The sequence below is a fragment of the Sediminibacterium sp. GW821-FHT12F12 genome, assembly GCF_058806635.1.
The window spans coordinates 18,058-31,957 of the sequence record NZ_JBXAPW010000016.1; the positions used below are offsets into that span (position 1 = coordinate 18,058).

Sequence of the window (13,900 nt, forward strand, 5' to 3'; positions counted from 1 at the left end):
TATGTTTCTCAAATTATCACATACGCATTTAGATATCTTTTCTGCCTCCAGGGACTTGGTTTTGCGCTTATATAAAATTACCCGCAACTTCCCTCCAGAGGAAAAATACACTTTAACACAACAGATCAGAAGAGCGGCTGTTTCTGTACATTTGAATATTGCCGAAGGCTGTTCCAGAAGATCTGCTGCCGAAAGAAAGCGATTCTTTGAAATTTCCCGAGGTTCATTAATTGAAATAGATACTGCATTGGATATAGCCATTGAACTTGATTATACCGAGCAAGAAACGCTGGCGCCGGAAGTAGAGAATATGGTTCGCTGTTTTCAGATGCTATCAAAAATGATCACGTCCTAAAAAAACTCACGACTCACGTCTCACGACTGACGATTCACAACTCACCATTCACCAATGACCACCCCTCTCTCCATATTACAACACTACTGGAAACATACCGCCTTCCGTCCAATGCAGGAAGAGATCATTGGTTCGGTACTGGAGGGACATGATACACTGGCCTTGCTGCCCACTGGTGGTGGTAAATCTATCTGCTTTCAGGTACCGAGTTTACTATTGGAGGGCGTTTGTCTGGTGATCAGTCCGCTGATCGCTTTGATGCAGGACCAGGTAGAAGCCTTAACTCAAAAAGAAATTCCGGCGGTGGCCCTGCACAGCGGATTGGCTTATTATGAAGTAAAAAGCATATTGCAGGCAGCTACACATGGTGATTATAAGTTTATCTATTTATCTCCCGAACGACTGGAAACAGCCGTATTCAAAGAATATTTACCGGCATTAAATATCAGTTTGATAGTGGTAGATGAAGCGCATTGCGTATCGCAGTGGGGCTATGATTTCAGACCACCCTACCTGCGCATTGCTAATTTGCGGGAAGAACTGCCGGGCGTGCCTTTGATTGCCGTAACTGCCTCCGCTACGCCGGTGGTGCAGGAAGATATTTGCCGCCAGCTCAGGTTTACGAATACACAGGTGTTCCGGCAATCTTTTGAAAGACCGAATATTTCGTACAGTAGCTTTTGTGTAGATAGTAAAGTCAATAAACTGCTGGAGATCCTGCAGAAAGTACCCGGCAGCAGCATTGTATACTGCAGCAGCCGTAAACAAACCAAAGAACTGGCTTATTTACTGGGACTGCAAAACATACCGGCCGACTACTACCATGCCGGTTTGCCCCAAGAGATCCGTAAACAGAAACAGGAAGCCTGGATCAATAATCAGGTAAGAGTAATGGTATGCACCAATGCCTTTGGTATGGGCATTGATAAGCCTGATGTACGAACGGTGATCCATTTTGATATTCCCGATTGCCTGGAAAATTATTACCAGGAAGCAGGACGTGCCGGCAGAGACAGGAAGAAAGCTTATGCCGTACTGATCTATCAACCGGAGAATTTACAGAACCTGCAAAACTTACCTGACAAACGTTTCCCTCCTATTCAGGATATCAAAAAGATATACCAGGCGCTGGCTGATTATTTGCAGGTGCCGGTAGGCGTGGGCGAAGGGCAGTATTATGATTGCAACCTGCTGGAGTTTATCAAAAATTTTAAGCTGGATAGTTTACTGGTGATCAATACCCTGAAAGTGCTGGAGCAGGAAGGGCATATCACTTTTTCGGAAAGTATTTTTCTGCCAGCGCAGGTAAATTTTACGGTATCGAAAGAAACGCTGAACCAGTTTATGGAGAGTCATCCGGCAACGGAAGTACTGATCAAATGTTTGCTGCGTTCTTACCAGGGTATTATAGACAACCGGGTTTCTGTTTCAGAAAAAAGTATGGCCTGGCTTTGTCATATGCCTGTTGAACAGGTGCAGCAACAACTGTTGCAGCTGCAATCATTCGGCATCATTGAATACCTGCCGCAAAAAGACACACCCCAGATCCATTATTTACTGAACCGCGCACCGGCAGAATACCTGCATATTAATCAGGATAAATACCTGGAACGGAAAAAACAGTTCACGGAAAGGGTGGAAAATATGATCCGTTATATTTCGCTGACAGATCAGTGCCGGAGCACTTATATCGCTAATTATTTCGGCGACCAGGCAAATAAAGACTGTGGCTGGTGCGACAATTGCCTCACCAAAAAAAGGAAAGCCATTTCGCCGGAAGATTTTCTGCAGATAGAGACACAGATCAAACAACATCTCGCTACTCCCATCACTACAGAAGTACTGATTAGTTCCCTGAAACAATTCAGCAAAGAAAAAACATGGACCGTACTTGATTTTTTATTGGCCGAGCAAGTGATTCTGGTTGATGAGCAGGGTTATATCCGTGCTCAGCAATAAAATGTTACCAACTGCTTTTCCGCCGGCTTCTTCCGCCCAAACCCAGTGCGCCCAGTAAACTCCTGGTAATAACACTCGCTGCCGTTCTGCCTACCTGTTTTACTACCGGGTTATCAAAAAAACTTTCTTCTTTAGCGGCTTTTTTATTTTGCGGGGCTTCTGCCGCCCCTGTATTCTCTGCCGCTTCCTGCAGTTTGGCAGTCAGTATCTCGTAAGCGCTTTCGCTATCTATCTCTTTGGCATATTTGGCAGAAAGTTTACTCGCTGATACAATATCGTGGATCTCTTCCTCTGTTAATATATCCATCCGGCTCCTGGGCGGGCAAAGCAGGGTATGCACCAATGGTGTAGGAATCCCCTTTTCGTTCAGAAGTGTTACCAATGCCTCCCCAATTCCCATCTGCGTAAGCAGTTCATCGGTCTGATAAAAATCCGTTTCCGGAAAATTTTCTGCTGCCTGTTTAATGGTCTTTCTGTCTGCTGCCGTAAACGCACGTAATGCATGCTGCACTTTCAGTCCTAACTGACTCAATATAGGCGCCGGAATATCCTGCGGATTCTGTGTACAGAAATAAATACCAATCCCTTTTGAACGGATCAGTTTGATCACGGTCTCCAGCTGCTCCATTAATGCATTGGTAGCTTCCTTGAATACGAGGTGCGCTTCATCAATAAAAAGAATCAGTTTGGGTTTGTCCAGATCGCCTTCTTCCGGGCTGCTGGCATAGAGTTCTGCCAGTAATTGCAGCATGAAGGTAGAGAAGAGTTTGGGCCTGTCCTGCATATCGGTTACGCGCAGAATATTGATCATACCACGTCCATCATCGCTGATGCGCATGAGATCGTCTACTTCAAAACTTTTCTCGCCAAAAAAAACATCTGCGCCCTGCTGCTGCAGTTCTATCACTTTCCGCAGAATGGTACCTGTTGAGGTAGTGGATATTTTACCGTAGGATTTTTCCAGCTCTGCTTTGCCTTCATTACCTACATACTGCAATACTTTGATGAAATCTTTCAGGTCAAGCAGTGGCATGGCATTGTCATCACAATACTTGAAGATCATGGCTACCACCCCGGATTGCGTATCATTTAACCCAAGGATTTTACTCAGCAGAACCGGCCCAAACTCGCTCACCGTGGCCCGCAATCGGATTCCCTTTTCATTACTCAAAGTCATCAATTCGGCAGGAAAAGCGGCCGGCTGCCAATCTACCTGCAGGGTCTGGCATCGGTCTTTGATCTTATCATTACTGGTACCACTGGCCGCAATGCCGCTCAGATCGCCTTTGATATCCATCAATAATACGGGCACGCTGTTATCACTCAGGTGCTCGCTGATCATTTGCAGTGTCTTGGTTTTACCGGTTCCGGTAGCGCCGGCAATCAATCCGTGGCGGTTTAGAGTACGTAAAGGAAGGTACACATCCGCACCGGTCACTACAGCACCACCCAGCATAGCGCTCCCAATTTTCACACGGTCACCTTTGAACTGGTAACCGGTATTCACTGTCTGTAAAAAAGATTCGGGATTGGCCATTGTATTCTGGTTTTAAAAATTATTTGTTCTCAACCCTGCCTGTAAAGGTCTATAATTCCTCTTCCCTTTCCAGCAACAATATCGCACTCTGTGGCACAATAAAATACCGTTCTCCTTCATACATCACTTCGGTGGCACCACCCAACAGAAAAATAGCCAGATCACCTTCCCGTGCCTGCAATGGTACGTATTTCACACTGTCATCTTCCGAGCGCCAGGGTTCATCATCTACTGGCATGGGTATGGCATAACCCGGACCGGTTTTAATGATATAGCCCTGTTGCACTTTTTCTTTTTCCTGCACACCCGGTGGCAGGTACAGTCCGCTGGCTGTTTGCGCATCTGCTTTGGAGGGGCGTATCAACACCCTATCTCCGATCACGATCAGTTTCTTTAGCTTGTTATCAGGCGTTAACAACATAGTTGGGTCATTTAAACAGCAATTTAAAACACAATTTCAGGTAATTCAGTTCTGTTTTATCTTTGTACCATGAAAAAAACAGGACTGATCGGCTTACTATCACTCACCGTATACTGCCTGGTTGCCTTTACCTCTCCCCCAAAAACCTTTTCAAAAGCCAAACTGGGCGAAAAACTGTTTCAGGAAAAGATCCTTTCAAAAGATTCTTCCATCAGTTGTGCCAGTTGTCACCTGCCTGATTATGGTTTTTCGGATACCGTTGCTTTCAGCATGGGTATTTATGGCAGGCCAACTACCCGTAACACACCTCCGGTCCTGAATATGAAAAACCGGCCTTATTTTTTCTGGGATGGCAGGGCCGCTTCGCTGGAGCAGCAATCGCTGATGCCTATCTCTCACCCGGATGAAATGGGCTTACCGGTGAAAGAAGCCGTTGCCCGACTGAATAAAAACAAAACCTACCGCGATCTCTTTCTCAAAACATTCGGCACTGTACCCACCGCCGCCAATTTAGCTGCCGCTTTTGCCGCTTTTGAAAAAACACTGGAAACAGACAGCAGCCGATTTGATCTCTCTTTCGATGACAGTACCCTGATGACCGAACAGGAAGAAAGAGGACGCAAATTATTCGTGAGCGAAAAAACAAAATGTTTCGACTGTCACCGCCGGCAGGATTTTACCACCGATGAGTTTTTCAATATCGGCCTGTACGATGGCAATACCCTGAATGATCCCGGACGTTATAAGATCACCGGCAAAAAAGAAGACCTTGGCAAATTCAAAACGCCGGGGTTACGCAATGTGGCCGTTACCGGGCCCTATATGCACAATGGCATGTTTAAAACACTGGAAGAAGTGGTGGAGTATTATAACAATCCCGGCGCTTTTGTACTGAACCCGATCAACATAGACAAAAGGCTGGAAGTACCCCTGGGATTAACCCGGCAGGAGAAAGCCGACCTGGTGGCTTTTCTGAAAAGTCTGACCGATAAAAGATATGAGGCCTTGCTGAAATAAAACAGCCCGATCCTGTTTTAGCTGTTTGGAAATGTTTAACTTTTCATTCTGAATACAGACCGATTTAACAAAAGATTGCGGCAACAGTAAGTGAATTAGCTTTGTTTTATCTTTATTTCACGTTAAATACTTGATTATCATGGAAGACAAAAAGAACAAAATACTGTTATGCGAAGATGATACCAACCTGGGTATGGTTTTAAAGAACTACCTGGAGTTGAACGAATATGATGTTACACTGGAGAGAGACGGACGTTTGGGACTGGCCGCTTTTCAGCGCGAGAAATTCGATATCTGTTTGCTGGATGTGATGATGCCCAATATGGACGGCTTTACCCTGGCAGAAGAGATCCGTGATGTAGATCCGGATATACCTTTGTTTTTCCTGAGTGCGAAAACAATGAAGGATGATATTATCCAGGGGTATAAACTCGGGGCCGATGATTATATTACCAAACCCTTCGATAGTGAAGTGTTGCTGTTAAAGATCAAAGCCATCCTGAAAAGAAATGAAGAAGAGAACCGCGTAAGCGATAATATTGAATTTGATCTGGGCAAATACCATTTCAACCCAAAACTGCGCGAGCTGAAGCACGATGGTTTAACGCAAACGCTTTCTCCCAAAGAAAACGAATTGCTGAAAATGCTGGCCGAACACAAAAACGATCTGCTTCCCCGCGAAAGAGCACTGAAAAAGATCTGGGGCAGCGATACCTATTTCAATGGTCGCAGTATGGATGTGTACATTGCCAAACTGCGTAAGTACCTGAAAGAAGACAGCAATATTGAGATCGTGAATATTCACGGCAACGGTTTCCGTTTAGTAGCTCCTTAATCTTATCTTACTGATATAAAAAATGCCTCCGTCGGGAGGCATTTTTTTTGCAACCATATCAAAGCTATCAGAAGATGAACACTGCTAAGCCCCAACTATTAATTATTGGCTAATAACTACTAACTATTCATTACTAACTAAACAAAGTAGATTGATTCCCCGCAATCGGTGCCCTTCCCAAATGCTCATACGCCTTGGCCGTTACTTCCCTCCCGCGTGGGGTACGTTGTAAAAATCCTTCCTGTATCAAAAAGGGTTCGTACACTTCTTCCAGGGTTCCCGCTTCTTCGCCCACGGCAGTGGCAATGGTAGTTAAACCAACCGGACCACCTTTGAATTTATCGATGATGGCGGCCAGGATGCGGTTATCCATTTCATCCAGTCCATGTTCATCCACATTCAGTGCTTTTAATGCGTGCTGGGTAATGCCCAGGTCAATCTTACCATCATTGAGCACCTGCGCAAAATCGCGCACCCTTCTGAGCAAACTGTTGGCAATTCGTGGTGTACCACGACTTCGCCTTGAGATCTCGAAAGAGGCATCGGTAGTGATATTTGTCTGCAGGATAGCCGCACTTCTTTCAATGATCTTCTGCAGCGTATCTGCCTGGTAATATTCCAGTCTTGATTTGATCCCGAAACGCGATAACAAAGGCGCTGTCAACAAACCACTGCGGGTGGTAGCACCCACCAGCGTAAACGGATTCAGGTTGATCTGTACGCTGCGTGCATTGGGACCGCTATCGATCATGATATCGATGCGGAAATCTTCCATGGCAGCGTATAAATATTCTTCTACCACCGTACTTAAGCGGTGGATCTCATCAATAAATAAAACATCGTTGGGTTGCAGGTTGGTGAGCAGACCCGCCAGGTCGCCGGGTTTTTCAATTACCGGGCCTGAAGTTTCTTTGATATTCACACCCAGCTCATTGGCCACGATACGGCTCAGCGTGGTTTTACCCAAACCGGGCGGACCGTGAAACAGGATATGATCCAATGCCTCACCCCTGATTTTGGCGGCTTTGATAAAAATGACGAGGTTCTCGATCAGTTGCGGCTGGCCGGAGAAATCATTGATCTCACTGGGACGTATCGTATTTTCAAATTCCTTATCCGCAGAAGTCAGATTTGTGGGATCGGTATGCAGGTTGGGGTTGGCCATAACGGTTCAAAACTACAAAATACAATCCATCCCCCCGTTGCAGAAAAGGTTGGTTTGAGTGGCGTAAAATATTTTTGCAGAAATATTTGTATATACAAATGAAATACCTTTATCTTTGTTCTGTCAATGAAAACATCAGAAAGCAAATTTTGCAGTTGCCTGTATTTTACCACCAATGCCCTGGCGCGTAAAGTGGAGAAACTGGCGGTTGAGAGCTGGAAAAAAATAGGTCTGGCCCCGAGTCATGCGTATTTGCTGAAACTGGTGATAGAGGAACCGGGTATGCAGGCCGGTGTATTGGCGGAACAGTTACAACTGACCCCCAGTACCATTACCCGGCTGATTGAGAAACTGGAAGAGAAGAAACTGGTAACACGCGTAACGGAAGGAAAAACCACCAATGTATTTCCTACGCAGAAAGCAAAAGAGATGAAGCCCCAGATCAAACAATGTATTGAAGAATTTCACGAGAAATATGTGAAGATACTCGGTAAGGAAGAAAGCAAACAGTTTATCCAGAATATGAACACCATAGCAGATAAATTATAATTTTTTTTCACTCGATATTTGTATATACAAATATTATTCAACTCTAAACCTATCGTATGAAGTACACATTAACCGGTGGAGCCGGAAACATTACCAGGCCTTTGGCACTGGCTTTATTGGAAGCGGGACATACCGTAACCGTCATTGGCCGCGATGCAGCCAAACTGAAAGAACTCACTGATGCCGGTGCCATCGCTGCTATTGGATCGGTGGAAGATGTAGCTTTTCTGACAGCCGCTTTCCGGGGAGCCGATGCGGTGTATACCATGGTGCCGCCCACTTATGCAGTAACTGACTGGAAAGCATATATTGGCCAGATCGGTGAGAACTATGCAAGCGCCATAACCGCAGCCGGCGTGAAGCAGGTAGTGAACCTGAGCAGTGTGGGTGCGCATTTACCCGATGGTGTTGGGCCTGTTAGTGGCTTACATCGTGCGGAGAAAGCGTTGAATACGCTGACGGGTGTAAACATCCTGCACCTGCGTCCTGCGTATTTTTACCAGAACCTGCTCGCCAATATTTCCCTGATCAAGGGTATGGGCATTATTGGAGCCAACTTCTCGGCCGCACCTGGCAAATTCCCGATTGTAGCAACGGATGATATTGCCGCTGTTGCTGCGGAAGCGTTATTATCATTAGACTTTCACGGACATACCATCCGTTATATCGCCAGCGATGAAACCGGTACAGACCAGATTGCGCAGGTACTGGGAGCCGCTATCGGTAAACCGGATCTGGCCTGGGTAAAATTCACCGACGAACAGGCTTTGGGCGGAATGATACAGGCAGGTTTACCGGAAGAAGCCGCTAAAAACTATGCCGAAATGAATCACGCTATTGATACCGGCAGTATGTACGCCGATTATTTCAACAACAAACCTTCGCTGGGCAATATCAAACTCACAGATTTTGCAAAACTATTTGCATCAATATATGCAGCAGGTTAATAACACAAACAAACACAGCAACACAGATCATTCACTATACAATTAAAACAAGCAAGCATGTCAAAAAAAATCGCATTGGTAACCGGTGCCAATAAAGGCATTGGATTCGAAACCGCCCGTCAACTGGGTAAACAGGGGATTACGGTTATTGCAGCCGCCCGTAACAGGGAAAACGGGATCAAAGCCGTTGAACAACTGAAAGCGGAAGGGATTGATGCAGAATTCCTGCAACTGGATGTAGACAAAGAGCAGGAGATCCGCTTTGCCTACGAGTATATCCTGAACCGTTATGGCAAACTGGATATACTGGTAAACAACGCAGGTATTCAGATAGAAAGTAATGAATGGAGTATAAATACTGCTGAGACAATTGATGAAAAAGTATTACGCCAAACCTTTGACACCAATTTTATCAATGTGGTAAAACTCACCAACACCCTGTTGCCGCTGATCAAAAAAAGTGAAGCCGGCAGAATTGTAAATCTGAGCAGTATTCTCGGATCGCTGAATCTGCATGCCGATAGCAGTTCTCCCATTTACGGATCAAAACTCTTTGCCTACGATGCCTCTAAAACAGCGCTGAATGCCTACACCGTTCATCTGGCAGCTTCTTTAAGCGGCACCATGGTCAAAGTAAACTCCGCACACCCGGGTTGGGTAAAAACAGATATGGGTTCAGATGCAGCCCCCATGCATGTGGTTGAAGGAGCCAAAACTTCTGTAGAACTGGCTTTGCTGAAAGAAGACGGTCCTACCGGTAAATACATCCACCTCGGAGCTGAACTTCCCTGGTAAACAAATCTATACAAGCAAGCAATCGATCGGGGCAGGAATATTCCTGCCCTTTTTCTATTTTTAATGTATGGATCAACAAAGTTTCAGGGAAAGTCTGCAGTGTGCAGAACCTCCTGCAGCACTCAACGTAGTACTCCGTTCTTTATGGTACGATGCCAAAGGCAACTGGAACAAAGCTCATGACCTCATCAACGACCTGACCGATAAGGATGCGGCCCATGTACACGCGTACCTGCATCGCAAAGAAGGCGATGCGGGTAATGCCCTTTATTGGTACAAAAGGGCTGGACAAGTACCCTGCAACAGTTCCTTACAGGATGAATGGGAGGAAATGGTAAAACTGTACACAACAAAATAGGATGCTTATTTTCTGGCATAAGCCAACATACCCAGTATGAGATCGGGATCGGGACAATTGGCGAGATATTGTGCCCGTTTACTGAATTGACAAACACCCGGGTAATCTCCTTTGTTACCTTCCGGATCTATCACCAGTTGAAAGTGGAGGTGTGGCGGCCAATGACCATTCTCCTGCGGTTCTCCAAAATGCGCGATCAGTTCTCCTGCGTGGATGGGTTTGCCTTCTGTGAGTCCCGCCAGATCCCGTAAAGAGAGATGACCGTACAATGTGTGAAACTGAAAACCATCCAATTGATGCTGCAGAATAATGGTAGCACCATAATCGCCATAATGATCATTAAAAGCAAAACTGTGTACGATCCCATCCAACGGAGCAAAAACGGCTGTACCCGCAGTACCCCAGATATCTATACCCAGGTGCAGGCGGCGGGGTTCTTCGCCATCTGGGGCATCAAACACACGGCTTCTGCTGTATACCGTTCTATGTTCATCATAACCGCCAATGCCATATAACGCACCGGCGTTTGTAAGTTGCCGCTGTATATGATTACTGAATAGTTGCGTATCTTCTACTATCGCTGCAGTAAGGGATGTATTGGCTTCTGTAAAATCCAACAGTAACAGGCTGTCTTTCTCCGGATCAAAAGCTACAACCGGCTGAAATTCTTTTTGATATTTTTTCAGGATGTCTGGCAACATCTGGTAAAGTTAGTGGCTGGCTAAGAAATGATGCCATCTCATTCTCAAAAAAAGCCGCCGGAAAATTCCGGCGGCTGATGTATTGACTGATATATGTTGTACTTATTTCAACTGTTTCAGGATCTCTTCAATAGCCCTGTCTAATTGCGGGTCGCGTTTGTTGATGCGGTCCTCGAAATTCATGCCTACCTGTATATCCGGATCCACACCTGTCAGTTCCAGGTCTTTCCCATCAATACTGTAACAACCCCAGCCCGGCAGGCGTACAAAAGAACCATCTACCAGTCCGGCGCCACTGGTAAAAATGATCCAGCGATAGGTACCCGCTCCGATGATCTTACCCAATTTCAGCGCTTTAAAACCAGCGGCCGTTACTTCTGCATCACTCAAAGATTGTTCGTTGATCAGAAGTACAATGGGTTTGTCTGCCGGACCAAAATTAGACTGCGGCGACAGTTTCCCTTCCCTGTATTTCCAGTTCAGGTAAGTACGCTGGCTCAGGAATTTCAGCACTTCATCGTGTACATTACCACCGGTATTATAACGGAGATCGAGGATCATGGCATCTTTCCGGTAAAAATCCTGTGTCATATCGATCAGGAATTTTTCCAGTTCTTCCGTACTCATATTTTTCATGCAGTGGTAAGCAATCCGGTTATTGCTTTTATCATCTACCCGCTTCTGGTTGGTATCGATCCAATCATCGTACAGATTCATAAACAGGGAGGGCTGCGGATGGATCTTTACTTCTACCATTTCTGTACCGCGACGGAAACCCAGTTTAATTTCACGATCCAATGATGGTCTGCTGAAATACATGTTACGATCGAGTTTGGTATCCACTTCTTCTTCGTTCACTTTTACCAGTACATCTCCCGGACGAACATCGACTGTTTTTTTATCCGCGTTGGTTCTCGCTACAATGGATTTTACTTTATAAGGATCCTCATTGTCGAACAGGATACCTGTTTCCATGGTACGGTTGGAGAGACTGATATTTTCATCATCCCCGAACGTACTGAATCCCTGGTGCGAAGAGTTCAGCTCGCCCAGCATATCGTTCAGTAATACCCGCAGGTCTGAACGGCTGTTGAGATAAGGAATAAAAGCTGCGTATTTTTTCCTGGTAGCAACCCAGTCTAATCCGTGAAATTTCTCATCATAAAAATTCTGTTCTACCTGTGCCCAGGTTTCTTCAAAGATTTGTGCAAACTCGGCAGCCAGGTTACGGCGGAAAGTGTAGGTGATTGAAACCGGATCTACCTTATTTGCATCGAGGTTCAGTTTAAACAGGTTGCCATTCATCAACACCATGCTCTTATCTCCCGCAGCAGCATAATCAAAACCGAAGGCATCGGCACCGGCAATTTTTTCTGTTTTAGGGTTTTCAAAAGGCTCAAGGGTGGTTTTCCACAAAGCACCGCGGCCCTCTGCATGGTTACTGGCGAATAACACGGTGGTCTTTTCTCCTTTCTGTAATACCGTCATCAGGAATTGAGATCCAAAATCAGGACCAATCTGTTCCAGCCTGTCCATGATCCGGGTCAGATCCACTTTAATAGGCACCACAGCGGGCTCTTTTTTGCTGGTGTCTTTTTTCTCAGTGGTAAACAGTTCATTGTATTTATCGCTACGGAAAGGATCGTCCAGTTTCTCCAATGGCATACGGTAAATTCTTGGGTTCTGCGGACCAAAAGGATAAGAAGGTTTGGTACGCGCAGAATTGAAATAGATATACTTACCATCGGGCGACCATACCGGATTAAATTCAGATACGCCGGTATTAGTAAGATGGGTGGTTTTATTGTCTTTCAGGTGATGGATAAACAGGTCTTGCTCAAAATTGCGAACAGCGGTAAAGAACACATACTCTTCATTAGGCGAAAATCCGGGATCAGAATTCTGGAAGGCCCAGATCTCATCTTTTACCAGGGTTTTGGTTTCCCATGTTTTCAGATCAAGCAAACGTACTTCATCCCTGCCACTGAGGAATACGGCTTTGGATCTGCTTTTATTCAGTACCACTGAACGGTTGTCTTTTTGATCGCTGGTAATTTGTTTGATACCCGCACTGCCATCTGCCGCCACTGTATAAAGGTTCAGGTAACCATCAGCAGTTTGGTTAAAGAGCAGGGTTTTGTTATCGCTCAGCCACCTCACTTCTCTGGCACGTTCCGCATTTTTCCTGTTGATCTGTTGGATGAATTTACCATCTGCATCACTTACAAAAATTTCACCACGGGAGGTGAAAGCGATTTTTTTCCCGTCGGGAGAAATATCGAAGTTGCTGATACTGGATCTTACCTGGTAATCCTTATCAGCCGCAAGAATATTATTGCGCAGCAGTTTAATATCGAGTTTCTGCGAACGTTTGCCTGCTACATCATATAACCAGAGCTGGTAATCTTTTTCAAATACCACTTTACCGCCATTGGCATTTACCATGGGAGCTTTGATAGAGGTAGAGAAACGTGTTAAAGCTGTTTTTTTTCCTTTCTCAAACGTGTAGAGATTGTATTCGCCATTGGCTTCATCGGAAATGAAATAAATATTACCGGATTTGTCTATCGACACGGCAAAATCCTTTCCTTCCCAATTAGTGTGTTTGGTGTAGGTTTTTGTTTTGGTATTGTACGACTGGATCTCCGGATTAAACGGTCCTTTATATCGTTTGCGTGCGGCCTGGCTGCTGCTTTCCCAGGTATCGTTGAAATAGATATCACCGCTACGGGGGTGTTCGAACAGGCCATGATCCAGCATAAAGAAATGATCGCCGAATAAACGTTTCGGTGTACCGCCGTTAATAGCTACTGTATAACCGGATTGTTGTCCGGCACGGTTGGACGTGAAATAAATGCTGCGGCTATCCCAGCTCCAGCTGTTCACATCATCATTACCGCTGTGAAAAGTGAGTTGTTTGATCTCACCACCAGCCAGTGGCATCAGGTACACATCCGGATTACCCATTTGTCTTCCGGTAAATGCCACCCATTGGCCATCAGGTGAGATCCGGGCATTGGTTTCGTAACCCTGCATAGCAGTTAATCGAACGGCTTCGCCATTGGCTACGGAAGCTTTCCAGAGATCGCCTTCAAAGCTGAAAACGACGGTTTGTCCATCGGGACTTAAACTGGGGGCAGATAAAAAATAAGACCCCGGTTGTTGGGCTTGTATACCCTGATAAAGCCAGCAGCTTACTGCCAGCAGGAGCAACTTTCTCATTCAGTCATTTTTTGTGACAGACAAGATAAGCAACCCCGG

The 13,900-nt window shown here is 45.5% G+C and carries 13 protein-coding genes; 8 read left to right on the forward strand and 5 right to left on the reverse strand.

Annotated elements, in window-relative coordinates; genetic code table 11:
- Nucleotide 1 precedes the first annotated feature (1 nt).
- Together AC1RNB_RS17020 and AC1RNB_RS17025 are read left to right on the forward strand one after the other, a co-directional pair.
- Nucleotides 2-355 (forward strand): four helix bundle protein, encoded by a 354-nt coding sequence (locus tag AC1RNB_RS17020; protein WP_493084775.1) that lies wholly within the window; start codon nt 2-4, stop codon nt 353-355.
- A 54-nt stretch (nt 356-409) separates the two neighbouring features.
- Nucleotides 410-2,314 (forward strand): RecQ family ATP-dependent DNA helicase, encoded by a 1,905-nt coding sequence (locus AC1RNB_RS17025; RefSeq protein ID WP_493084777.1) that lies wholly within the window; start codon nt 410-412, stop codon nt 2,312-2,314.
- A 4-nt stretch (nt 2,315-2,318) separates the two neighbouring features.
- On the opposite strand, the gene AC1RNB_RS17030 is transcribed toward AC1RNB_RS17025, so the two are convergent.
- Nucleotides 2,319-3,851, reverse strand: coding sequence for a helicase HerA-like domain-containing protein (locus AC1RNB_RS17030; protein WP_493084779.1), 1,533 nt, complete (start codon nt 3,849-3,851; stop codon nt 2,319-2,321).
- Between the two features lie 49 nt (nt 3,852-3,900).
- Nucleotides 3,901-4,272, reverse strand: coding sequence for a co-chaperone GroES (locus AC1RNB_RS17035; RefSeq protein ID WP_493084780.1), 372 nt, complete (start codon nt 4,270-4,272; stop codon nt 3,901-3,903).
- 69 nt (nt 4,273-4,341) lie between these two features.
- Between AC1RNB_RS17035 and AC1RNB_RS17040 the strand changes: the two genes are divergently transcribed.
- The gene (locus AC1RNB_RS17040; protein WP_493084782.1) at nt 4,342-5,289 is read left to right on the forward strand and encodes a cytochrome-c peroxidase; all 948 of its coding nucleotides are present in this window, start codon (nt 4,342-4,344) and stop codon (nt 5,287-5,289) included.
- Between the two features lie 139 nt (nt 5,290-5,428).
- Nucleotides 5,429-6,124 (forward strand): response regulator transcription factor, encoded by a 696-nt coding sequence (locus AC1RNB_RS17045; protein ID WP_493084784.1) that lies wholly within the window; start codon nt 5,429-5,431, stop codon nt 6,122-6,124.
- A 133-nt stretch (nt 6,125-6,257) separates the two neighbouring features.
- Here the strand turns inward: AC1RNB_RS17045 and ruvB are convergent, their stop codons facing one another.
- On the reverse strand, nt 6,258-7,289 hold the full coding sequence (ruvB, locus tag AC1RNB_RS17050; RefSeq protein ID WP_493084786.1) for a Holliday junction branch migration DNA helicase RuvB: 1,032 nt from the start codon (nt 7,287-7,289) through the stop codon (nt 6,258-6,260).
- Between the two features lie 126 nt (nt 7,290-7,415).
- Between ruvB and AC1RNB_RS17055 the strand changes: the two genes are divergently transcribed.
- From AC1RNB_RS17055 to AC1RNB_RS17070, 4 genes are all read left to right on the forward strand, one after another.
- A complete protein-coding gene (locus AC1RNB_RS17055; RefSeq protein ID WP_493084788.1) occupies nt 7,416-7,838 on the forward strand; it encodes a MarR family winged helix-turn-helix transcriptional regulator in 423 nt (140 codons plus the stop codon).
- Nucleotides 7,839-7,894: 56 nt separating this feature from the next.
- Nucleotides 7,895-8,785 (forward strand): NmrA family NAD(P)-binding protein, encoded by an 891-nt coding sequence (locus AC1RNB_RS17060; protein WP_493084790.1) that lies wholly within the window; start codon nt 7,895-7,897, stop codon nt 8,783-8,785.
- Between the two features lie 57 nt (nt 8,786-8,842).
- Nucleotides 8,843-9,580, forward strand: a complete 738-nt coding sequence (locus AC1RNB_RS17065; RefSeq protein WP_493084792.1) for an SDR family oxidoreductase — start codon at nt 8,843-8,845, stop codon at nt 9,578-9,580.
- Between the two features lie 67 nt (nt 9,581-9,647).
- Nucleotides 9,648-9,938 (forward strand): hypothetical protein, encoded by a 291-nt coding sequence (locus tag AC1RNB_RS17070; protein ID WP_493084794.1) that lies wholly within the window; start codon nt 9,648-9,650, stop codon nt 9,936-9,938.
- A 5-nt stretch (nt 9,939-9,943) separates the two neighbouring features.
- Here the strand turns inward: AC1RNB_RS17070 and AC1RNB_RS17075 are convergent, their stop codons facing one another.
- Together AC1RNB_RS17075 and AC1RNB_RS17080 are read right to left on the reverse strand one after the other, a co-directional pair.
- The gene (locus tag AC1RNB_RS17075) at nt 9,944-10,639 is read right to left on the reverse strand and encodes a peptidoglycan DD-metalloendopeptidase family protein (RefSeq protein WP_493084795.1); all 696 of its coding nucleotides are present in this window, start codon (nt 10,637-10,639) and stop codon (nt 9,944-9,946) included.
- A 102-nt stretch (nt 10,640-10,741) separates the two neighbouring features.
- Nucleotides 10,742-13,861 (reverse strand): S41 family peptidase, encoded by a 3,120-nt coding sequence (locus AC1RNB_RS17080; protein ID WP_493084797.1) that lies wholly within the window; start codon nt 13,859-13,861, stop codon nt 10,742-10,744.
- Nucleotides 13,862-13,900: the final 39 nt, after the last annotated feature.